The organism is Epilithonimonas caeni DSM 17710 (assembly GCF_000426465.1).
Lineage (GTDB): Bacteria > Bacteroidota > Bacteroidia > Flavobacteriales > Weeksellaceae > Epilithonimonas > Epilithonimonas caeni.
The window spans coordinates 484,819-505,331 of the sequence record NZ_KE384527.1; the positions used below are offsets into that span (position 1 = coordinate 484,819).

Consider the following 20,513-nt stretch of genomic DNA (forward strand, 5'->3'; position numbering starts at 1 on the left):
ATATGTCAAGAATTTGCCAAATAACAGGTAAGCGTGCAATGGTAGGAAACAATGTTTCTCACGCTAATAACAAAACGAAAAGACGTTTTGAAATTAACTTGCTAGAGAAGAAATTTTATCTTCCGGAGCAAGAAAAATCAGTAACTCTTAAAGTTTCTGCCCACGGACTTAGAGTTATCAATAAGATTGGTATAGAGGAAGCGCTTGAAAGAGCTGCTAGAAACGGATTTATTAAAAACACTACTAAGTAATGGCTAAAAAAGGTAACAGAGTTCAGGTAATTCTAGAATGTACTGAGCACAAAGAAAGCGGAGTAGCAGGAATGTCAAGATACATTACTACAAAAAATAAAAAGAACACCACAGAAAGATTGGAGCTTAAAAAATTCAATCCAGTTCTTAAGAAATATACTGTTCACAAAGAAATTAAGTAATTTATAAAAATATTTTACAATGGCAAAGAAAGTAGTAGCAACACTTCAAGGTGGAGCTGGTTCAAAAAAAATGACAAAAGTAATCAAAATGGTGAAGTCATCTAAATCAGATGCTTACGTTTTTGAAGAAAAAGTAATGAACGCTGACGAAGTTGAAGGATTTTTGAAAAAATAATTCATCACCCGAATACAATATAGAAACTACTCTTTTCCAGGGTAGTTTTTTTGTTATATTTGTTTTAAATAAATCCAGATTCGAAAAAGTCGAATCTGAAAAATAAATTATCAATTGCTATTGATCAATTATAACTAAAATGAGTTGGTTCAAAAAAATATTCAAAAAAGAAGATAAAGAAACGCTTGATAAAGGTTTGGAAAAATCCAGTCAAGGTTTTTTTGATAAGATATCCCGAGCTGTTGTTGGCAAAAGTACAGTTGATGACGAAGTTCTGGATGACCTGGAAGAAATTCTTATCGCTTCTGATGTAGGTGCAGAAACTACAATCAAAATCATTAAAAGAATCGAAGAAAGAGTGGCGAGAGATAAATATGTCAACGTCAGCGAACTCGATAACATCCTTAGGGAAGAAATCACTGGTCTTCTTTTGGACAATCCACATCTAGACACAGACAATATCGATACAAGTAAAAAACCTTATGTCATAATGGTTGTAGGCGTAAATGGTGTTGGCAAAACCACAACCATTGGAAAACTCGCCCATCAATTTAAATCTCAAGGATTGAAAGTCGTTTTGGGAGCTGCAGATACTTTCCGTGCCGCAGCCGTGGATCAATTAGTAATCTGGAGTGAACGTGTCGGCGTTCCTATCGTAAAACAAGAGATGGGATCGGATCCGGCTTCTGTTGCTTTCGATACAGTTCAATCTGCAGTTGCCCAAAATGCAGATGTTGTGATCATAGATACAGCAGGAAGATTACACAACAAAGTGAATCTAATGAATGAACTTTCCAAAATAAAACGTGTGATGCAAAAGGTAATTCCGGATGCTCCACATGAGGTTTTACTGGTTCTAGATGGCTCTACCGGACAGAACGCATTCGAACAAGCAAAGCAATTCACAGCCGCAACAGAAGTCACAGCGTTGGCAGTAACAAAATTAGACGGAACAGCAAAAGGTGGTGTCGTAATTGGCATTTCCGATCAATTTCAAATTCCCGTGAAGTATATCGGTGTAGGTGAAAAGATCCAAGATCTTCAGATTTTTAATGGTATGGAATTTGTTAATTCATTTTTCAAGAAGAGATAACAAAATCATTTGATCTTAATATTAACATTAAAAAAATTAAACTATGGGTATTTTAACTTGGATCATCTTCGGCCTTATCGCTGGAGCTATCGCAAAAGCCATTCATCCTGGAAATGATCCCGGAGGCTGGATTGTAACAATCATTATTGGAATCGTAGGCTCTTTCCTTGGCGGGGCAATCGGAACTTATGTTCTGGGTTGGGGTGATGTTGATTCTTTCTGGAGCCCTAAAAGCTGGCTTCTAGCAATTGGAGGATCTATATTACTATTATTCTTATATAGAATGGTCACTAAAAAATAGGTGAATTTTTTCAATTGAAATTATATGAAAATAACAAAAATGTATCAGAATCACTGATGCATTTTTGTTTTAATAATAAAATCACATATATTTGATTTAAAATTAAATTAAAGTATGAAGAAAATCTTTACTACTCTTTTTTCATTAGGAATGGTCACAAGTGCCTTGGCACAATGGAGTCCTACTTCTATGAAAGGAGAAAAATTACGCGAAACAAAGGTTACCAATTATTATGCATTGGACATCGATGCTATTAGATCACAATTGGCAAACGCCCAAGAGACAGGAAAAAACAGCAAAGCGATCATTATCAATTTACCAACCTTGGAAGGTAAAATAGAGAAATTTGCCGTTTACAGTCTACCTGTTGTGGAAAAATCCATGGCTGATCGTTATCAGCTAGGATCTTATACGGGTGTAAAATTAGATGACCCAACTGTCTATGTGAGATTCAGTATATCTCCATATGATTTCCAATCTATGATGTTCAGAAATGGGCAATATGAGTTTATTGAACCACAGAACAAAGATAAATCTGTTTATGGCGTTTTCCCAAAGACCAATAAAAGGTCGGAAGGCAAAGCTTTTGAATGTACCACATCCGAATCCTTGTTGAGCAAGAAACAACTCGCAGATCTATCTAATTCTACAGATTTCACGCATGATGTTACCAACTTCAGCAAGGCAAGTGATAAAAAATACAGAACTTATAGACTTGCTATTTCTGTAACAGGGGAATATACGACATATTTTGGAGGTGTTCCTCAGGCAGCAGCAGCCATCAATGCTACAATGACCAGAGTGAATGGTGTTTTTGAGAAAGATTTTGCCATTCATATGAATGTACAGGATTTTCCTCAATTGATCTACACCAATGCAGCTACCGATCCATATTCCAATGCTTCTACAGGTGCTGCTGGAGCTTGGAATCTTGAAATCCAGCAAACATTAACTTCTGTTATCGGTAATGCAGCCTACGATATAGGTCATTTATTTGGCCGCTCGGGAGGCGGTGGAAGCGCAGGAGATATCGGCAACGTTTGCCGAAATCCTTCTAGCAATTCTGATGAAGAAGCCAAAGGATCGGCTTTCACGTCTCCGGGATCAGGTGGACCAGAAGGAGATAACTTTGATATCGATTATGTAGCTCACGAAATGGGGCATCAGTTTGGGGCTGACCATACGTTCTCACATGGCATTCAATCTGCACCTTATAATACTGCCCACATGGAGCCAGGTTCCGGTTCTACGATCATGGGATACGCAGGTATTACAAGTGCAGATGTACAGGCACATTCTGATGCATATTTCCATGTCAGAAGCATAGAGCAGGTTCAAACTTATGTCAACACTCAAAGCTGCGATGTTAATACTACAATAACCAATACCCCTCCGGTTGTTGCTGCTTTAGCAAATAAAACAATTCCAAAAGGAACAGCATTTGTTTTAACAGCTTCTGCTACGGATGCCGAAAGCGACCCGCTGACTTACACTTGGGAAGAATATGATAGAGCAACCAGTGCAATAACAACTGTTACCGGAAACAATACTGCAGGGCCAAAATTCAGATCTCTCACAGGCTCTGCCCTGCCTTATAGATATTTTCCTAAACTAAGCAATGTTTTAAATGGAACTTTGTCGAGTGCTACAGATTGGGAAGCCGTATCGAATGTTGCGAGAACAATGAACTTCCGCGTAACAGTAAGAGATAACAATGCCGACATAACTCAGCAACAGACTCAAATTGGGGCTCAAACAATTACAGTTGGAGGTGATGGTCCTTTCAAGGTAAATACCACCAAAGTCTACAATAATGCTCCATCGACCTTTACATGGGATGTAGTGAACACGAATGCTGCGCCATATAACGTATCGAATGTTAAAATAGATTATACTGTAAATAATGGCACGACTTGGATAGACTTGATACCATCGACTCCCAATGACGGTTCAGAGGCATTAAGCTTTTCCAGTATCCCTACAGACTCACAAATTATTGTCAGAGTATCCGCAATCGACAATGTGTTCTACGCTGTTGGAAAAGTGAATGTATCTGCAATGGTAAATTGTGATGGTACGGCACCTGCAGGAGTTGCGGTGTCTAATATCACACAGACTGATGCAAAAGTAGACTGGGATGCGATCGCAAATGCAACTTATTCATTAAGATACAAAAAAGCCACAGATGCAAGTTGGACTGTTGTAAATGGCATCACAACAAATACGTATACTATTACTCAATTGGAAGAAGACACAGAATACAATGTAGAAGTTGCATCTATCTGTAGTGGAACTACGGGAACCTATTCCAGTAAAACGTTCAGAACTATAGGTTTGACTTATTGCTCTGTTACTTCTTCTGACTCTTCTGATGAATATATCTCCAAAGTAGTAGTAACTCCAGCTAACGGAGGTTCAGTTATGACAAGTAATTCCGGAGCGGGTTATTATACTAACTATGGATCTGATAATACAAGATTAGTTCAGTTGGTTAAAGGTTCTACTGGAAACACTGTCGCTGTAACAAAAGCATGGACAGGAACAACTTACAGTGAAGCTGTAGCTGTTTGGATCGATTTTAACAGAAACGGAACTTATGAAGATTCTGAGAAGGTAATGACAAGTGCCGCTAGTACAACAGCAACAGTTTCTGCTACTTTTGCGGTTCCTTCTACTGCATACACTGGAGACAAGACTGTAGGAATGAGAGTCATTATGAGATACAATACAGCTCCAACAGGCCCTTGCGCATCTTTCACTTATGGTGAGGTAGAAGATTATTCTGTAAAAATCTCTGAAAATCTGGCAGTAACGGATATTAAGAAAAATAATATTAGCATTTATCCAAATCCTGCAGTAGATATAATTAATATTTCTAATATTTCTACTAAAACTAAGTTTGAAATCTATTCTGTAGGTGGACAATTGATAAATCAAGGGACAACAGATGGTAAAGTAAATGTCTCTAAATTGGTAAAAGGTGTTTACATCTTATCATTAGAATCTAATGGAGAGAAATCTCAAACCAAATTCATCAAGAATTAATCACTAATTCTATACATAGAAAACCCCGAATAATATTCGGGGTTTTTATTTTTTATGAGATAAAAATTAATTTTTAATTAAGTTCATTAACAAAAGCTTCTGTTGCAACTTGTAAACTTTCGAAATCAGAATTATTATAAATGATATAATCAGCTAATTTACATTTCTCTTTTTCAGGCATTTGCTTCAGTATAATGGCTTCGACCTCACGATAAGTTTTATTATCTCTATCCATCGTTCTTTTGATTCTGAGATTATCATCCGCAGTAATCAAAAGAGATTTGTAACATTGCTGGTTTAATTTAAGCTCGAAAAGAAGAGCCGTTTCTTTAAAAACAAATTCAGAATTCTGGGAAGCCACCCACTTTTCAAAATCGATTCTTACAGCAGGATGGATCAGGTGATTTAATTTTTCCAGCAATTCAGAATTATTAAAGACTTTTTCCGCTACATATTTTCTATTATAAACTCCGTCGGAATAGGCCCCATTTCCTAATAGTCCGATAATTTTCTCTTTCAGAATAGGATCTTTGTTGACAATATTCTTTGCTTCATCATCAGAATAATATACCGGAAACCCTTTTTCTTCTAAAATCTTTGCAACTGATGTTTTTCCTGAACCAATCCCACCTGTTAATCCAATTATCTTGGGTATGGGAACATCTTCGTCTTGAGTTGAGATTGTATCTTTTATATCCATAATTTATTTAATATCCAAAAACTTCATTAAAACTGAATGTCTGATCAAGTTTCACGCCTCTTTCAGTCATTTTAAGGCTTGCCAGTTCGTTATGTGCGTCATGCTCAAAGAATAAAAGATATTCGTTGTCCACACATTGCTTCAGAAACTTTCCTTTTTCTTCCATTGTCAGCAATGGTCGCGTATCATAACCCATAACATAAACTTGTGGAATATGACCAACGGTAGGGATCAGATCGGCTGCGAAAACGATTGTTTTTTCCTGATATTGAAGAACCGGAAGCATTTGTTTTTCTGTATGTCCATCAACGAAGATCACATCCATTTTCAGATCGGGAGCAAATCCATAATTTCCGGTGGTTGGTAACGGCAGGAAATTGAGCTGTCCACTTTCTTCCAATGGAAAAATATTTTCTTTCAGGAAGCTTGCTTTTTCTCTCGGATTGGGTTCTGTTGCCCATTTCCAATGATTTTCATTTGTCCAGAAATGTGCATTTTTGAATGCCGGTCTGTAACCAGATCTGTCATCATTCCACTCTACCGCACCACCACAGTGGTCAAAATGGAGATGTGTCAAAAAAACATCCGTAATATCTTCTCTTACAAATCCGTATCTCTTCAAATTTTTGTCTAAGGAATCATCACCCCAAAGTGAATAATGTCCAAAGAATTTTTCGTCCTGTTTGTCTCCAAGGCCGCAATCGATCAGGATCAGCTTTTTTCCGTCTTCTACCAAAAGAGACCGCGTTCCTAATTCGATGAGATTTTTTTCATCAGCCGGATTTGTTTTTTCCCAAAGCGTTTTTGGAACAATCCCAAACATTGCACCACCATCTAATTTGAATTTTCCACATTGGATTGGATAGAGTTTCATATGTAGCTATTTATGATTTTTTATTTGTCTTATGGAATCACCAGGACTTCGTCAAATCTTATCTTGGAAGGTGATTTCATAAGAATTTTTGTTTTTTACTAATATAGTAAATTATACTGAATTATAGGTATCGAATTGCAGCAGCCCGACCTGAGTGGAGCTCTTTTTCTTTTTTGGTAAAAAGAAAAAAGCGGGAACGGGGGCGGATCAAGCTGCCCAAACTCAATAAGGTGGTTCGAAGTAGTCTAAAATAATCATATTAGAACAATTCCCCAAGATTTTTCGGTCTGGAAATCCCTAAATGTTTATAGGCTTTGTCTGTCACTTCTCTTCCTCTCGGCGTTCTTATGATAAATCCTTCCTGAATCAAAAAGGGCTCATAGACCTCTTCCAAAGTCTCCGGATTTTCTCCGATAGAAGTGGCCAATGCAGAAATCCCTACTGCCCTTCCCCGGAAATTCTCTATCATGACACGCATGATCTTATTATCCATATCATCCAATCCGAATTCGTCCACATTCAGGGAATTCAGCGCGAATTTTGTGATATTGATCTCGATCTCCCCGTTTCCCTTGATTTCGGCAAAATCACGGACTCTTCTCAAAAGCGCATTGGCAATTCTGGGTGTTCCCCGGCTTCTTCTTGCTATTTCGAGTGCTGCATCCTCATAGATCTTCACTCCCAGGACACGCGCGCTTCTCTCGATGATCATTCCCAAAAGCTCGATGCTATAATATTCTAATCTACTTTGGATCCCAAATCTTGCGAGCATCGGTTTGGTGAGCATCCCGCTTCGTGTGGTAGCGCCAATCAATGTAAAAGGATTGAGCCCGATCTGAACGCTTCTCGCATTGGGACCGCTTTCCAGCATGATATCGATCTTGTAATCCTCCATTGCAGAATACAGATATTCTTCCACAATAGGTGACAGGCGATGAATCTCATCTATAAAAAGAACGTCATTCTCTTCAAGATTGGTAAGTAATCCTGCCAAACTTCCCGGTTTATCCAGAACCGGACCCGAGGTGATCTTGCAATTAACGCCTAATTCGTTCGCAATAATATGGGACAAAGTTGTTTTCCCTAGTCCAGGCGGACCGTGCAAAAGAACATGATCCAAAGCATGACCCCGGTTTTTGGCCGCAGCCACGAAAACTTCCAGATTGTCCAATGTTTTTCTTTGCCCTGCAAAATCTCTGAAACTCTGCGGACGGATCTTCTCTTCCTGAATCAAATCGTCCTCAGAAAAATTCTCTTTATCAGGATGTAAAAAATCTGGCATTGTTTGTTAATTAATAATTATAAATGAAGAATTAAAACAAAATTGAATTAATTAAAATGATATTCAAAGATAGAGAAATTTTAAGGTATTTTTGATTTAGGTCTTTCTAAATCATCAATGATTTTTCGGAGTTCAAATTTCTCTTTTTCGGATAATTTTTTCTGAATAAATCCATGATCCGAAGCCTGAGGAAAAATATTATAATATTGATAGGTCTTCAACCAATAAAGAGACAATGCCGGAAATTGAGTTTTATCAATTAATCCTTTTGTGGCATTGAATTTCAGATTTCCTAATTGATAGTGTCTCGGTATTTCGGACTCAAATTCGGTGGGTCTTATCAATTGTGACATTTGAAAACCTGACATCCATTTCCCCATATGGAATTTGTCTTTTACAAAACCAGGAAAAATGAAAATTGTAGAAACTAAAATTGATAAAACAATGGATGAGAAAACCACTTTCTCCTCGGAAATATTTTTAAAGATAAGAAATAACGTAATCAGATAAACATCAATAAAAAATCGATATTGAGCTGAAAATATGATAATTAAAACAAGCTTAAACAAGATACAAATGAAAAGTATCACATAAAATCTATCTTTTTTCTTGAGAGCCAAAAATCCTAAAATCAAAACACAAAATATGATTCCAATATTAAAAACAGATTTGAATCCAATAGTAAACCAATGACAAATCCTCTCCAAAAGGTTGAAATCCAGAATCTGCTGATAGGAATAATGCATATCATAAGATTTCATCAACCCGATTTGAGAAGAATAAGTTAGGATCTCCGGAACGGGTTTCCAAGGTAAATCAAAATCTATTGCGGAAACCGGAAAAACCGGAAAACCAAAAAGCCAGAGATTTTTTATTATAAATAGAATTCCAAATGTAAAAACCGGAATCAGCATTTGAGATTTGAAGCTTCTTTTTTTAATACTTTCCAGTACAACTAATAATGGTAACCAGAACATGATCGGTTTTATACAAAACGCAAATATTGAAAGGTATAAAAGTAGTTTCCTGTCGGTATTACTTAATAATTCATTTAGAACAATTAGAGCAATTATAAATGTTGACAGGTCGGGACTTGGCTGTTGTAGGAAGATTAGAAAAAATGGAATGAAAACCAATAAGACCCATTGCCTTCTTTCATAAACATATAACAAAAACAGGATCAACAAATAAGAGTTGATTCGCAGAAATTGGTCTAAAATATTTGAAAGACCAGCCTGGTAAATATGCCAAAACGAAGATTGCCCTAATAATAAATCCAGATTGGAGACACCTTTTACAAGTCCAGCTTCTCTCAACATCGATATGGTTGGATTATAATAACTGTAATGGTCATAAAAAAACGGAGAAAATGAACCGATAAAAATAATGGTCGTAAAAAAAAAGTAAAACCAAAGATTGAATTTTTTTCTAAAATCGAGAGAGAAAAAATTTTTATTTTTTAGGGAAATAAGAAATCCAATCAATCCAAGAATTAGAAAAACGGATTCGTCCAAAATGTTTAATGGTGAAAAAAAAGCAATTATGGTTTGAAAAAAAGCAATACTTAAGATCCCAAAAAAAGAAGTCAAAGCAAGGCTCTGACAATCGATTTTTAAAATATTTTTGATAATTGATCCTATTCCGAAATTAATGATCAATAATCCTATTATAGATATTAGAAGTAAAAGCATAAAAAAGATTGCTTACCAAAAATAAGCAATCTTTCCGTGTTAAAATATATATGAAGAAAATTTACTTCTGTACTCTACCAGATTTTCTGTCCTCTGCCCGTCCAATCGTATAACCCGTTGCACCACCAGCAACACCTCCGATCACGGCCCCGAGACCTGGATTCTTTTTGGAGATAATTGCTCCAGCCGCTGCTCCTCCTACTGTACCAATAACTGTGCCTTTTGCAGCACTGCTCCACCCTTTTTTCTGAGTGGTTGTGGACGTTGCGGCCGTACTTGAACTGCTAGATCCTGAAGATGTGTTACTTGCAACACTTCCCGAGGAAGAACTTCTTGTAGTTCTTTTTCTGGCAACACGATTAGCCTCTGCTTTTCTTTCCTGCTCTTTCTGCTCTTCAACTTTGTTGAGACTGTCTTTTTGTCTTTCAAAATTGATCTTCTCTTTTTCGATAGCTAATTTTTGTTTTTCAATATCAATCTGTCTTGCTTGATAATCCAGTTTTTGCTGTTCCAAAGAAGCAGTTTGTAATTTCTCATCTTTATTACATGATGATAATAATAAAATGATACTTGCTCCTGTTAAAAATAAGTTTTTCATAACCTTTTATTTTTTCACAAAATGTGAATTATTACTTAGTCATTTTCAATTATGATTCCAAAACGGATTAGAAAAAGTTAAAATTTGTTAATCGTGTTTAAATCTGACCGGATCGGAAAACACTTGTTACTAAAAAAGAGATCTTACAAAAAGATCATGAGGAATATTTTTTGACAGACTTCAGAATTAAAAAAATTCTATTTTTTGTCAGAAACACAAATGAAAAATCCAGAATTTAGATTCTGGATTTTGTTTATATAGTAGGAAGTTATTAATATTAAAATAATTCTTTTCTGATAATATTCTGAGAACGCTCCGGCCCTACAGAAACCAAATAAACGTTGATCCCGAGATGCTCTTCGATAAACTCGATATACTTTTTTGCATTTGCCGGAAGTTCATCATAAGTTCTTGCATTGGTAATATCTCCATCCCAACCTTCTAATTCCTCATAGATCGGTTCGTAATGGTATAGTTTGGTTGTAGATGATGTGAAATAATCGATGATTTTTCCATCCTCAGTTTTATATTTGGTAGCAATTTTCAAAGGATGAATTCCCGTAAGGACGTCTAACTTAGTAATGACCAGGTTATTGATTCCGTTGATCATACAAGCATGCTTAAGGGAAACCAGATCCAACCAGCCCGTTCTTCTTGGTCTGCCTGTTGTAGCTCCGAACTCTGAACCGATTTGTCTGATTTTTTCTCCTAATTCGTTATCCAATTCTGTTGGAAACGGCCCATTACCAACTCTTGTCGTATAAGCTTTTGCAACACCAATAAGATTTTTCAAAGCAGTCGGGGGAACACCTGCCCCGGTACAAACACCGCCCGTAGAAGGCGAAGAAGAAGTCACATAAGGATAAGTTCCAAAATCGATGTCCAGCATCAACGCCTGAGCTCCTTCGAATAAGATATTTTTCCCTTCGTTGATCGCCTCATTGATCTCCAGTTCTGTATCAACAATCCTGTCTTTCAGTTTTTCACCCAGAGCTAAAAATTCCTGATAGATCTCCTCAACATCCAATGTTGGTTTTTCAAAATATTTTTCAAAAAGTGAATTTTTTGTCTTTAAATTCTTTTCGATCTTTTCTCTCAGAACCTCAGGATTTAGGAGATCGACCATTCGGATCCCGACTCTTGCGATCTTATCTTCATAGCAAGGTCCGATTCCTTTTTTAGTCGTTCCGATCTGCGTTCCCCCTTGTTCTTCTTCTCTATAGGTATCCAGCAAAATATGGTAAGGCATGATAACGTGTGCTCTTCTGCTGATAAAAACATGGTCTGTTTTCAGTCCTTTGCTCTCAATCTGCTCGATCTCTTTGATAAAAGCTTTTGGATTTACAACTACTCCATTGGCAATAATACATTTCCCTTTGCATTGTAAAACACCAGAAGGTAAAAGATGCAATACAAATTTTTCATCACCGACATACACCGTATGACCAGCGTTATCACCCCCCTGAAAACGTACCACATAATCAGATTTTGCCGATAGAACATCTGTGATCTTACCCTTTCCTTCGTCCCCATATTGAAGACCTACAACTACGTAAGTTGACATATTTTTTTACTTTTTTTAGATTATTTGCAAAGTTATACTATAAATATGGCCTAGCAAAATCATACAAAACAAAAAACCCTCTTACTATGAATAAGAGGGCAAAAACACAAATGATGAAAAAAAATCATAAATGCAATTTGAAATGCTCCGAAGACCATTTCGCATTTACAATACAATTTTCGTTGCAAAAATCGTACAATTTTTCTAATCTACAACTAAAAAAAATCAGTTTTAATAAAAAAAATAAATATTTGTTTAAAAAATTTGCTAAAATCAATATTTCAAGCCTATCCTTATCTTAAAATCAGGCTACAAATTTTAATTTATATAAAAAATCAATAATAATTACCATTTCCCACCTATAAAAAGAAAATATTTAATCAAAATCGTAAAATAAATTAAATTTCAAACATTAAAACAAAAAATAATTTTATTTTTGAATTGGTAAGTATATTTTTGCCATATAATTTTAATCAAAACAGAAAATAAATAAAAAAAATGTGTGGAATTGTATGTGTGTTTGACACAAAACAAAAAAATGAAGTGATAAGACCTCAGATATTGGAAATGTCTAAGAAAATAAGACATCGCGGCCCGGACTGGTCCGGGATCTATCAACACGACAATGTTATCTTTTCTCATGAGAGACTAGCTATTGTAGATCCGACATCTGGTAAACAACCATTATTTACAAAAGACGGAAAAGTAGCTTTGGCCGTAAACGGAGAGATATACAATCACCAAGAATTAAGACTTGAATTCCCGGATTATGAGTTTCTGACCCAATCTGATTGCGAGGTGATCTTGGCCCTGTATAGAAGAGATGGGAAAAATTTTCTTGAGAAATTAAATGGAATTTTCGCATTTGCATTATATGATGAAGAAAACGATGCGTATTTAATAGGAAGAGACCATATGGGAATTGTTCCATTATATATGGGTTGGGATAAAAACGGAAGCTTTTATGTTGCATCTGAACTAAAATCGCTTGAAGGCATTTGTAACAAGATCGAAGAATTTTTACCCGGTCATTTCCTTTACAGCAAAGACGGGCAAGAGCTACAACAATGGTACAAAAGAGACTGGACAGAGTTCGAAAATGTAAAAGACAACGAAACGGATATCACTGCGATCAGAAAAGGCCTGGAAGAAGCCGTACACAGACAATTGATGAGTGACGTCCCTTACGGCGTCCTGCTTTCCGGCGGATTGGATTCTTCTATCATTGCTGCCGTCACTGCAAAATTTGCAAGACAAAGGATAGAAAGCGGCGATACACAGGAAGCATGGTATCCAAGACTACACAGTTTTGCTGTTGGATTGGAAGGTTCTCCTGATTTGGCAGCAGCAAGAAAAGCAGCGGATCATATTGGTTCCGTACATCACGAGATTAAATATACCGTTCAAGAAGGTCTGGATGCTATCAAAGATGTGATCTATCATTTGGAAACTTATGATGTCACAACCGTAAGAGCTTCTACGCCCATGTATCTTTTGGCCAGAGTAATCAAGTCTATGGGAATCAAAATGGTTCTTTCCGGAGAAGGTTCTGATGAGCTATTCGGAGGTTATCTGTATTTCCACAAAGCACCATCGGCTCAGGCTTTTCATGAAGAGACAGTGAGAAAATTGGGCAAACTCCATCTTTATGATTGTCTTAGAGCCAACAAATCTTTGATGGCCTGGGGAATCGAAGGCAGAGTTCCTTTCCTTGACAAAGAATTCATGGATGTGGCAATGACCATCAATCCAAAAGATAAAATGGTGACTCCTGAAAGAATGGAAAAATGGGTCCTTAGAAAAGCCTTTGAAGACATCCTTCCGGAAAGCATCGCCTGGAGACAGAAAGAGCAGTTCAGCGATGGCGTTGGCTATTCCTGGATCGACACTTTGAAGCAAGTTGCCGAAGATGAAGTAACAGATGAAATGATGGCCAATGCAAAGTTCAGATTCCCTATCAACACGCCTATGAGCAAGGAAGAATACCGATACAGAACGATCTTTGAAAGTCATTTCCCGAGCGATTCCGCTGCAAGTTGTGTTCCTTCTGTCCCTTCTGTAGCTTGTTCTACACCCGTAGCGTTGGAATGGGACGAAGCCTTCAAAAAAATGAACGACCCGAGTGGACGTGCTGTAAAAGTTCACGAAACAGCTTATTAAAATTTATTTAAACTAACTATACTACACGAAAACCACAAGTCAAGGCTTGTGGTTTTTATTTTTATAAAGTATTTATTAGCATAGATTACACTTTTAATCGGAAATTACTATTTCAAAATTTATTTTAGAGAGTTTGGACAAAGGTTTAGATTTTTTCCAGCCATTATCAAATAGAATCCAAAAATTGTTGTCCTCATCTGTTGATTCATACGCTATCGCAAGATTAAGAATAGATTGCTTTAATCTTGTAGACGAGCCGTCAATATTTTTCATATAATCAGACTTTAAGACAGTAGCGGGAATATTGATCCATTCCAATCCAATAAATAATCCTTCTTTAGGAAAAATGATATTACTTTTTGAAAGATCAACTTTATTGATACTTCTTCCAGGTTTACATACTGCTATGAAGTCTGTTGTGCCATAAAGTTCACCAGGTTGCCCATTGTCATTTTTATACAATCGAAGGATGATAGGTTGCTTTTTTTCTTTAGTAGAAAAAAATGATAAAAAACTTATGCTTTTTATGAATGCCGTTTCAGGATAATTATTTTTGTAGGATATATATTGTACTTGGGTTGAAGCCGCATCAGTTGCTCCCCCATAAAGATTTGTTTTTTTATATAGTTTACCTATAATTATCTTTATTTTATTTTTTGGGATAACATCTTTACTTTCAATTGGCTTTTTAGCTGTCAGTATATATTCCTTTTGATTTTTTTCCGGAAAAAAATCTTCAAAACCCGTTGCTCTTATCCTTAATATCTTTTCTCCCTTCTCTAGCTCTAACCTTCCCTTTTCATCAGTATTTTTATAGTAAGCTTTTCCTTCAAAAGTGACTTTTGCGTAAGGAATGGGCATGGTTGTATTGCTATGTATTGAAACATCAGAATCTTCCTGTCCAAAAAGCATAAGAGAAGAGGAAAGCAAGAGTAATAAAAATAATTTCTTCAATGGTTTTTAATCTGTTTTTTAAAGGAAAGCCCCATTTCTTAGGCTCATAACTATTGTTTTGTCAGTGTAATATCCTTAGGAAAATTAATAGGAAAATCCCCATATTGGTCAACATAGGCGTTATGCACACAATTTTCATCTATAGCACTTGGGAGATACTCAAAATGCAAGGTCATCTGTGTGCCTGTAAAATTTGTTATATCCAACGTCGCTTGTTTTCTACACATATTTTTTGGAAAAAAAAGTAGTCTGTCTCTACCAGGAGGTTTGATACTTTTACTCATTCCGCTAAATTCAGCACCATCACTGCCGAAGCTAGTAATTCTATCTATTTCAATAACACCATTAGCATTGATGATTTTTCTTTCACCTAAAATTCCATCCACATAATATGGGTGCGTATCCCCCGGAATTGATGAATATGTTTTAAATTTTCTTAATTCTAGGTATAGAGTTTTTCCATTCCAACTCCCTTTCCATAAACCCACATATTTGTTCAATTCATTATTTATATCTTTTATATAAGCATTGTTAGGTATATCGCTTGGACTTGTATTCAAAGGATATTCTTGAGAATAGAAGTATTGTGAGAATAGAAAAGCTGTTATTAATAGTATATTTTTCATTTTATGATTGTAATTTCCATAATATCAATATCATTAAGAATTCTGAGCAAATCCAAGTTATCAAGTCTAAATTATTCTAAGATTTCCATATTAAAAACGAGATTTATTTTATGAGAATTAATCATTTTTGATTTATAAAAAATTTTTGCTTTAAAGTGGCCTAATGAATGTAATTTTTGATATGTTCCATAATTATCATAATTAAAAGTTTTATCATTAATAGGATAACATACGGTTCCATTTCTAAAGTTTACATATATGCAACTGGTCAAAAAATTTTTTTCAATTCCAAATTCTTTACTAATGAGTTTAATTTCTTGATATGAAAAACCGATTTTTCCAATATCGCTTACAACAACATTCTTACTTATTAATTGTTTCATTTTCTTTTGACAAGAAAATAAAAACGGAATAAAAAGAACTATATATAAGATTTTCATTTGATTTTACTTTTTCTTATTTGAGTAATTATGTATTCATGATGTGGTGGAGTTTGCGCATAATCTGTCACTGATTGACCTGAAATCTTTCCACTAATGGAATTATAATACAATTTATTGAATGTACTTGCCCCTTGTATAGGATATCCGCTGGCATTATCATAAAAAGAAAAATATTTTCCAAGGCTGTCTTGTCCCATCCCTACAAGTACAATAAAGTGGTCAGTTGTATTATCTGTTGCAGGATTAGAGGTTCCAATTTTGTTATTTATTCCAACAATTACAAGAATACCATTAGATAGAGCATACTTTAAATAACTTATCCCATTATTTAGTTCAGAGTAGTTTACGCCAGTTTGTTCTTTATAGATTAAATGTTTGTCCGACATCAAAATAATTTGAAATTTGATATCCTTTTTTTGCAATTTGTGCTTTTGCATAATCCATGCAATTTCTAGGAATACCCGAAAAACCAAAACCAATAAAATCAGATACAGCAATTATATTTGAAATTGCTGGCCAACTTTCTTGTTGTGGATTAAAGTCACCATAACTAGTGCTGTCATAACTACATAAAGAGTTATTGTTGTTCATCCTCAGTTATAGATGGTTCGCCATCGTTTATTATCTTATACTGTCTATAATAATTACTTGACCATATATTTTATCAAAATATATGGTCAAGTAAAAATTATGTAAAATATTATTTTTATAATCTTTAACAAACAATTTATTGGGGTTTTGCTCCGATAAAGGAAATGTATATAATGTATCTCCCTTGATACTTTTAAAAGTTTTTAGGGAATTAAAATCTTTTAGATTATTTTTCTTGTATAATAATTTAATATTATCATTTTTTTCATCAAAAGAACTTATATATCTGGAGTCTCCTAAATCATAGCCTTGAAGAGTCAATAAATATTTGGAATTAGTATTATCTTTTACAAATAATTTATTATCATAATTATTAATTTTAACTGGAGCAGATTGATTCACTTTTATTTTTTTGTTCTCTTTGCAGCTTAATAGAATTAATAAGACTATAAATTTTCTCATAATTTTTTACTTTTTCTTATTTGTGTAATAATATAGTTATGAGTTGTATTATGATCTCTATAATCATTACAATTAGTTATGCCTGTAATAATTTTTTCAGGATATTTAACATACAATTTGTTATTAGGATTAGCTCCCTGGCTTTGAGGATCTACTCCTGATGCATTATCATAAAAAGTGAAAAATTTCCCATTGGAATCAGTTCCCATACCCACAATCACCACAAAATGATCAGTTGTGTTATCTAAGTTGCCAGGATTTCCGGGGTGGTTATCTATGCCAACCACTACAGGAATTCCTTGTGATAATGCGTGAATTATATATTTTACACCTTTGTATAAATCATTCAAATTAACACCGTTTTGTTCAGTATAAATTTGATATCGTTGATTGTTTCCTTGAGAATCTTTTTCGTAGAAGCCGGATATAGTATATCCCACTTTTTTTATCTGAGCATCTGCGTATTGAAAACATTGCCAAGTAGGATGTAAGGTTCTATTCCAACCAACAAAATCAGATAATGAAATAACATTAGAAATTGTTGGCCAAACATTTTGTTGATCATCCAAATTGTAGTCGTCAATCGAAGTTTCGTCATAAGAACCTTCAGCATTATTATTAATATCTCCTGTATCTGAATCAAAAGAAGTCTTACTGCTATTTATTTGTTCCCAAGTTGTATTAGGGTTTTGAATAAAGAAATTAATCGCCCACTTTACAAACTGTGCTCCTTGCTGGTTGTTATTAACTCTTAGATAATTAGCAAGATTTGTTGCCACCGCCAAATTATTTGGATTGGACAAAAAACTCTTTTCCGCCGTGGTAAGTGAATACGTACTATTAATGGCTGTTAGAGTGGTGTTAATGTAAACAGATGGTATATATAATGTAATGACGCCTCCCCCGGAGCCGGAGCAATCTGATTTATTTGCTGTTTTGTATGCAATATACATTTCCTGCCCACATCCATTGACCCATACCTCCCCAGTTATGACCACACCGCCCATTGGGTTGGTATATGTCGTGTAATGCGAGAATGTGAAGCCTCCACAACTCCCTCCACCTCCGCCACCGGAGCCTCCACCTCCTGTCCAGCCGCCTCCGGGAGTTCCGCCTCCATCAGTACCGCCGCCACCGCCAGTTCCACCACCGGGATTACCCGTTGTAGGGCAATCCGGGCAAGGTTCAGGAGGCGGAGGGCAATTGCCTGTCCCGGCAATATAACTTACCGTATTTTCCAAGTTGCCTCCAACACTGTATATATTAACAATTCCGGAGAATCTTGAAAAATCATTGTTTCCGTCAGAAAGCCACTCTGCAGTAGGTATATATTCAAACACCTTTATGCTTTCTGCGTCAACAATTTGAGAAGTTTTAACTTCAAGATTATAGATGTTACCTTCATCGACTTTCTCATTATGTTTTAAAGAAAATGTATAATAAGTGTTATTGCCGTCGTTAATTTCAGTTATAAAATCAGTATTAATCTCGCCAAAAATAGTTTCTGTTTTTCCATAGGTAGATGAGTTGTTTCTCAATCTGATCTTAAAGTTATCCGTTTTTGATTGAAGAGAATTCATAATCTGTGGTATTTCAAATTTTGATACCACTCTGAATTTTTGGGCCTGTTCGTGGGCGTTTGTTGTTTCATTCGAATTGATGCCTTCACTCCTGCACCCAATAAGAAGGAACGCCATACAGGCTAACCATAATAAATAAGTTTTTTTCATCGTTGTTTGTGTTTTTAAATTATAAATATAAAAAAATATCAAAACAAAAATGGAAAAAAAATGAAGGGGATATCATTAATATTTTAATATTTTTGATTAAAATATTAATGAAATGAGTTTAGGCACAAAAGTAAGACGGTACCGCGAGGCCAAGAGCTGGTCTCAGGACGATCTGGCAATCAGGCTGGATGTGACACAGGGTACCATTTCCAACATAGAGTCCGACAAGAGCATCCCCAATTCCATATTGCTGAGCAAAATGGCAAAAGAGTTGGATGTAGAAATGAATGAGCTATTAAGTGATTCAACTAATATTATGACGAATAGTGATTTCAGTGACAATGCAGTTGCTGCTGTTAATCAATACAATCCTACTTTCAATATGCAATCACCTGAACTTATGGAGAGTATCCTGAGAAATCAGGAGCAGATCGCTAAACTTATAGAGTCCCAGAACAAGCTTATAGAAGGTCTTCTAAAGAAGTAACAAAGATAAAACAATACCCCTTCTGCAAACCCTATGAACAGGACTCCGCAGAGGTGGTTAAAAACAATAGGCACGCCGGTACAATGTCCACGGTTTCCAAGGCAGATATACTTGCAGTATTAGAAAGTACGTTCTCCAAGATTGCAGAAGATGTTGCAGATGGCAAGATCGTCTATGTAGGAGAATACTTCACGTTACAGGCCGGTGGTCCAGCACAGGAGAAGATAAGGAAAAGAATGTTACCGCAGCCAGCATCAAGAGCGTGACAGCGGTCTTCCGCCCCGGCAAGATGATCAAAGATGCCCTGAAGCTGGCAACTTTCCAGAAAAAAGCTTAGAAAATCCCGCAGATCGTGCAGTTTTGTTTGGTTAAGTGAGTAATCATGCCATTTGCGTTTTTTATGACTGCATCTATGTCTGCGGGTTCTATTAAAAGTAAAACCACAAACTTACGCTTGTGGTTTTATATTTTTAGTGAGTAATTGCTTTTTGCGTTTTTCTCTTCTTTTATAAATGATCTCTGTTATTTTACCACCGATCCAGGAGAAAGGAAAGAATATCAGGAAGATCGATATTTTGTAAAAGACCGGGTGATATGGATAAATGATAATATCCAACATCGCGATGAACAGCATGATGAAACCGATCAGAATAGCATATGCTACCTTGGCATATTTCACGATCATGGCCGTAACCACACCACCAAAAGTAACGCCCAACCCTCCAAAGAACAAAAGTGCCACAAAAAAGGAATCTTTTTTCTGAACCGACCGCAACAACGTCTCCCAGTGGTCAAAAGGTGCAAACTGCTTGTAAGTGACCCAGGAGGAATCTATCTTTATCCCTAATGTGATAATGAAAGCGGCCACAGCCAATCCGGCCAAAACACCAAATGTATTCCTTAAAAAATTCATTTTTTAATCCTTGAAAGCAATCATAGAGATCTCCACATCTACATTTTTTGGAAGGCAGGAAACCTGTACCGTTTCTCTGGCAGGATATTGATCATTATTGAAATAAGAAGCATAGACCTCATTCACAACCACAAAATCGTCCATATTCTTAAGAAAGATAGAAGCCTTCAAAGCATTATCAAAATCCATATCGGCAGCTTTTAAAATCGCCTTCAGGTTTTTCATGACCTGGTGTGTCTCTTTCTCTATCCCTTCTACCAGCTTCCCAGTTTCCGGGTCCACAGGGATCTGACCAGATATATACAATGTCCCATTGACCAAAGTGGCCTGAGAATAAGGTCCAATCGCCGCCGGAGCCTCTGATGTATGAATGATCTTCTTCATTTCTTAA

General features: G+C 35.9%; 23 protein-coding genes. 8 read left to right on the forward strand and 15 right to left on the reverse strand.

The features are described from left to right. The first annotated feature begins 2 nt into the window (after nucleotides 1-2). From rpmB to K319_RS0117245, 6 genes are all read left to right on the forward strand, one after another. Nucleotides 3-251 carry a 50S ribosomal protein L28 gene (gene rpmB / locus K319_RS0117220; protein ID WP_027384734.1) on the forward strand — a complete coding sequence of 83 codons (249 nt, stop codon included), beginning with the start codon at nucleotides 3-5 and terminating at the stop codon, nucleotides 249-251. After that, nucleotides 251-433 (forward strand): 50S ribosomal protein L33, encoded by a 183-nt coding sequence (gene rpmG, locus K319_RS0117225; protein WP_027384735.1) that lies wholly within the window; start codon nucleotides 251-253, stop codon nucleotides 431-433. Before rpmB ends, rpmG begins: the two co-directional genes overlap by 1 nt. A 19-nt stretch (nucleotides 434-452) precedes the next feature. Then, entirely contained in the window at nucleotides 453-608 is a 156-nt protein-coding gene (locus tag K319_RS21385) for a DUF4295 family protein (protein WP_074232947.1), read from the forward strand. Nucleotides 609-747: 139 nt separating this feature from the next. Further along, nucleotides 748-1,701: a signal recognition particle-docking protein FtsY gene (gene ftsY / locus K319_RS0117235; RefSeq protein WP_027384736.1), complete on the forward strand. Its 954-nt coding sequence runs from the start codon at nucleotides 748-750 to the stop codon at nucleotides 1,699-1,701. A gap of 43 nt (nucleotides 1,702-1,744) precedes the next feature. Continuing rightward, nucleotides 1,745-2,002 carry a GlsB/YeaQ/YmgE family stress response membrane protein gene (locus K319_RS0117240; protein WP_027384737.1) on the forward strand — a complete coding sequence of 86 codons (258 nt, stop codon included), beginning with the start codon at nucleotides 1,745-1,747 and terminating at the stop codon, nucleotides 2,000-2,002. 114 nt (nucleotides 2,003-2,116) lie between these two features. After that, entirely contained in the window at nucleotides 2,117-5,047 is a 2,931-nt protein-coding gene (locus tag K319_RS0117245) for a reprolysin-like metallopeptidase (RefSeq protein WP_027384738.1), read from the forward strand. Nucleotides 5,048-5,120: 73 nt separating this feature from the next. Here K319_RS0117245 and coaE read toward each other — a convergent pair whose 3' ends face one another. The 6 genes from coaE to K319_RS0117275 form a co-directional block, all read right to left on the reverse strand. Beyond that, on the reverse strand, nucleotides 5,121-5,702 hold the full coding sequence (gene coaE / locus K319_RS0117250; protein ID WP_027384739.1) for a dephospho-CoA kinase: 582 nt from the start codon (nucleotides 5,700-5,702) through the stop codon (nucleotides 5,121-5,123). A gap of 52 nt (nucleotides 5,703-5,754) precedes the next feature. Then, complete coding sequence (locus K319_RS0117255; protein ID WP_027384740.1) at nucleotides 5,755-6,621, reverse strand: MBL fold metallo-hydrolase; 867 nt, start codon at nucleotides 6,619-6,621, stop codon at nucleotides 5,755-5,757. A 259-nt stretch (nucleotides 6,622-6,880) separates the two neighbouring features. Next, complete coding sequence (ruvB, locus tag K319_RS0117260; protein ID WP_027384741.1) at nucleotides 6,881-7,903, reverse strand: Holliday junction branch migration DNA helicase RuvB; 1,023 nt, start codon at nucleotides 7,901-7,903, stop codon at nucleotides 6,881-6,883. 80 nt (nucleotides 7,904-7,983) lie between these two features. Continuing rightward, on the reverse strand, nucleotides 7,984-9,594 hold the full coding sequence (locus K319_RS0117265; RefSeq protein WP_034672030.1) for an LIC_10190 family membrane protein: 1,611 nt from the start codon (nucleotides 9,592-9,594) through the stop codon (nucleotides 7,984-7,986). A gap of 61 nt (nucleotides 9,595-9,655) precedes the next feature. Next, nucleotides 9,656-10,192 carry a YMGG-like glycine zipper-containing protein gene (locus K319_RS0117270; RefSeq protein ID WP_027384743.1) on the reverse strand — a complete coding sequence of 179 codons (537 nt, stop codon included), beginning with the start codon at nucleotides 10,190-10,192 and terminating at the stop codon, nucleotides 9,656-9,658. Between the two features lie 277 nt (nucleotides 10,193-10,469). Then, on the reverse strand, nucleotides 10,470-11,756 hold the full coding sequence (locus K319_RS0117275) for an adenylosuccinate synthase (protein WP_027384744.1): 1,287 nt from the start codon (nucleotides 11,754-11,756) through the stop codon (nucleotides 10,470-10,472). A 498-nt stretch (nucleotides 11,757-12,254) separates the two neighbouring features. On the opposite strand from K319_RS0117275, the gene asnB reads away from it, so the two are divergent. Beyond that, complete coding sequence (asnB, locus tag K319_RS0117285) at nucleotides 12,255-13,916, forward strand: asparagine synthase B (RefSeq protein WP_027384746.1); 1,662 nt, start codon at nucleotides 12,255-12,257, stop codon at nucleotides 13,914-13,916. A 93-nt stretch (nucleotides 13,917-14,009) separates the two neighbouring features. On the opposite strand, the gene K319_RS0117290 is transcribed toward asnB, so the two are convergent. From K319_RS0117290 to K319_RS21685, 7 genes are all read right to left on the reverse strand, one after another. Further along, nucleotides 14,010-14,870 (reverse strand): hypothetical protein, encoded by an 861-nt coding sequence (locus tag K319_RS0117290; protein WP_156907127.1) that lies wholly within the window; start codon nucleotides 14,868-14,870, stop codon nucleotides 14,010-14,012. 50 nt (nucleotides 14,871-14,920) lie between these two features. After that, nucleotides 14,921-15,496 (reverse strand): DUF6705 family protein, encoded by a 576-nt coding sequence (locus K319_RS0117295; protein WP_027384748.1) that lies wholly within the window; start codon nucleotides 15,494-15,496, stop codon nucleotides 14,921-14,923. Between the two features lie 71 nt (nucleotides 15,497-15,567). Further along, nucleotides 15,568-15,936, reverse strand: a complete 369-nt coding sequence (locus K319_RS0117300) for a hypothetical protein (protein ID WP_169712679.1) — start codon at nucleotides 15,934-15,936, stop codon at nucleotides 15,568-15,570. Beyond that, nucleotides 15,933-16,325 carry a hypothetical protein gene (locus tag K319_RS0117305; RefSeq protein WP_156907128.1) on the reverse strand — a complete coding sequence of 131 codons (393 nt, stop codon included), beginning with the start codon at nucleotides 16,323-16,325 and terminating at the stop codon, nucleotides 15,933-15,935. Before K319_RS0117305 ends, K319_RS0117300 begins: the two co-directional genes overlap by 4 nt. Beyond that, nucleotides 16,300-16,530 carry a hypothetical protein gene (locus tag K319_RS21600; RefSeq protein WP_156907129.1) on the reverse strand — a complete coding sequence of 77 codons (231 nt, stop codon included), beginning with the start codon at nucleotides 16,528-16,530 and terminating at the stop codon, nucleotides 16,300-16,302. The genes K319_RS0117305 and K319_RS21600 overlap by 26 nt, the downstream gene beginning before the upstream one ends. 30 nt (nucleotides 16,531-16,560) lie before the next feature. Further along, nucleotides 16,561-16,992, reverse strand: coding sequence for a hypothetical protein (locus K319_RS0117315; RefSeq protein ID WP_027384751.1), 432 nt, complete (start codon nucleotides 16,990-16,992; stop codon nucleotides 16,561-16,563). Then, the gene (locus K319_RS21685) at nucleotides 16,989-18,722 is read right to left on the reverse strand and encodes a hypothetical protein (protein WP_051230776.1); all 1,734 of its coding nucleotides are present in this window, start codon (nucleotides 18,720-18,722) and stop codon (nucleotides 16,989-16,991) included. Before K319_RS21685 ends, K319_RS0117315 begins: the two co-directional genes overlap by 4 nt. A gap of 112 nt (nucleotides 18,723-18,834) precedes the next feature. On the opposite strand from K319_RS21685, the gene K319_RS0117330 reads away from it, so the two are divergent. Further along, nucleotides 18,835-19,209, forward strand: a complete 375-nt coding sequence (locus K319_RS0117330; RefSeq protein WP_027384752.1) for a helix-turn-helix domain-containing protein — start codon at nucleotides 18,835-18,837, stop codon at nucleotides 19,207-19,209. 448 nt (nucleotides 19,210-19,657) lie between these two features. Here the strand turns inward: K319_RS0117330 and K319_RS0117340 are convergent, their stop codons facing one another. Next, nucleotides 19,658-20,122 (reverse strand): hypothetical protein, encoded by a 465-nt coding sequence (locus tag K319_RS0117340; protein WP_027384754.1) that lies wholly within the window; start codon nucleotides 20,120-20,122, stop codon nucleotides 19,658-19,660. 3 nt (nucleotides 20,123-20,125) lie between these two features. Further along, nucleotides 20,126-20,506, reverse strand: a complete 381-nt coding sequence (locus tag K319_RS0117345) for a RidA family protein (protein WP_027384755.1) — start codon at nucleotides 20,504-20,506, stop codon at nucleotides 20,126-20,128. Nucleotides 20,507-20,513 lie beyond the last annotated feature (7 nt).

Coding starts and splice junctions, on each gene's coding strand:
- asnB (WP_027384746.1), top strand. CDS start 12,255: ATGTGTGGAATTGTATGTGTGTTTGACACAAAACAAAAAAATGAAGTG.
- K319_RS0117330 (WP_027384752.1), top strand. CDS start 18,835: ATGAGTTTAGGCACAAAAGTAAGACGGTACCGCGAGGCCAAGAGCTGG.
- rpmG (WP_027384735.1), top strand. CDS start 251: ATGGCTAAAAAAGGTAACAGAGTTCAGGTAATTCTAGAATGTACTGAG.
- rpmB (WP_027384734.1), top strand. CDS start 3: ATGTCAAGAATTTGCCAAATAACAGGTAAGCGTGCAATGGTAGGAAAC.
- K319_RS0117270 (WP_027384743.1), bottom strand. CDS start 10,192: ATGAAAAACTTATTTTTAACAGGAGCAAGTATCATTTTATTATTATCA.
- K319_RS0117315 (WP_027384751.1), bottom strand. CDS start 16,992: ATGAGAAAATTTATAGTCTTATTAATTCTATTAAGCTGCAAAGAGAAC.
- K319_RS21685 (WP_051230776.1), bottom strand. CDS start 18,722: ATGAAAAAAACTTATTTATTATGGTTAGCCTGTATGGCGTTCCTTCTT.
- K319_RS0117265 (WP_034672030.1), bottom strand. CDS start 9,594: ATGCTTTTACTTCTAATATCTATAATAGGATTATTGATCATTAATTTC.
- K319_RS0117345 (WP_027384755.1), bottom strand. CDS start 20,506: ATGAAGAAGATCATTCATACATCAGAGGCTCCGGCGGCGATTGGACCT.
- ftsY (WP_027384736.1), top strand. CDS start 748: ATGAGTTGGTTCAAAAAAATATTCAAAAAAGAAGATAAAGAAACGCTT.
- K319_RS0117245 (WP_027384738.1), top strand. CDS start 2,117: ATGAAGAAAATCTTTACTACTCTTTTTTCATTAGGAATGGTCACAAGT.
- K319_RS0117275 (WP_027384744.1), bottom strand. CDS start 11,756: ATGTCAACTTACGTAGTTGTAGGTCTTCAATATGGGGACGAAGGAAAG.
- K319_RS0117295 (WP_027384748.1), bottom strand. CDS start 15,496: ATGAAAAATATACTATTAATAACAGCTTTTCTATTCTCACAATACTTC.
- K319_RS21385 (WP_074232947.1), top strand. CDS start 453: ATGGCAAAGAAAGTAGTAGCAACACTTCAAGGTGGAGCTGGTTCAAAA.
- K319_RS0117300 (WP_169712679.1), bottom strand. CDS start 15,936: ATGAAAATCTTATATATAGTTCTTTTTATTCCGTTTTTATTTTCTTGT.
- K319_RS0117255 (WP_027384740.1), bottom strand. CDS start 6,621: ATGAAACTCTATCCAATCCAATGTGGAAAATTCAAATTAGATGGTGGT.
- ruvB (WP_027384741.1), bottom strand. CDS start 7,903: ATGCCAGATTTTTTACATCCTGATAAAGAGAATTTTTCTGAGGACGAT.
- K319_RS0117340 (WP_027384754.1), bottom strand. CDS start 20,122: ATGAATTTTTTAAGGAATACATTTGGTGTTTTGGCCGGATTGGCTGTG.
- K319_RS21600 (WP_156907129.1), bottom strand. CDS start 16,530: ATGAACAACAATAACTCTTTATGTAGTTATGACAGCACTAGTTATGGT.
- K319_RS0117305 (WP_156907128.1), bottom strand. CDS start 16,325: ATGTCGGACAAACATTTAATCTATAAAGAACAAACTGGCGTAAACTAC.
- K319_RS0117240 (WP_027384737.1), top strand. CDS start 1,745: ATGGGTATTTTAACTTGGATCATCTTCGGCCTTATCGCTGGAGCTATC.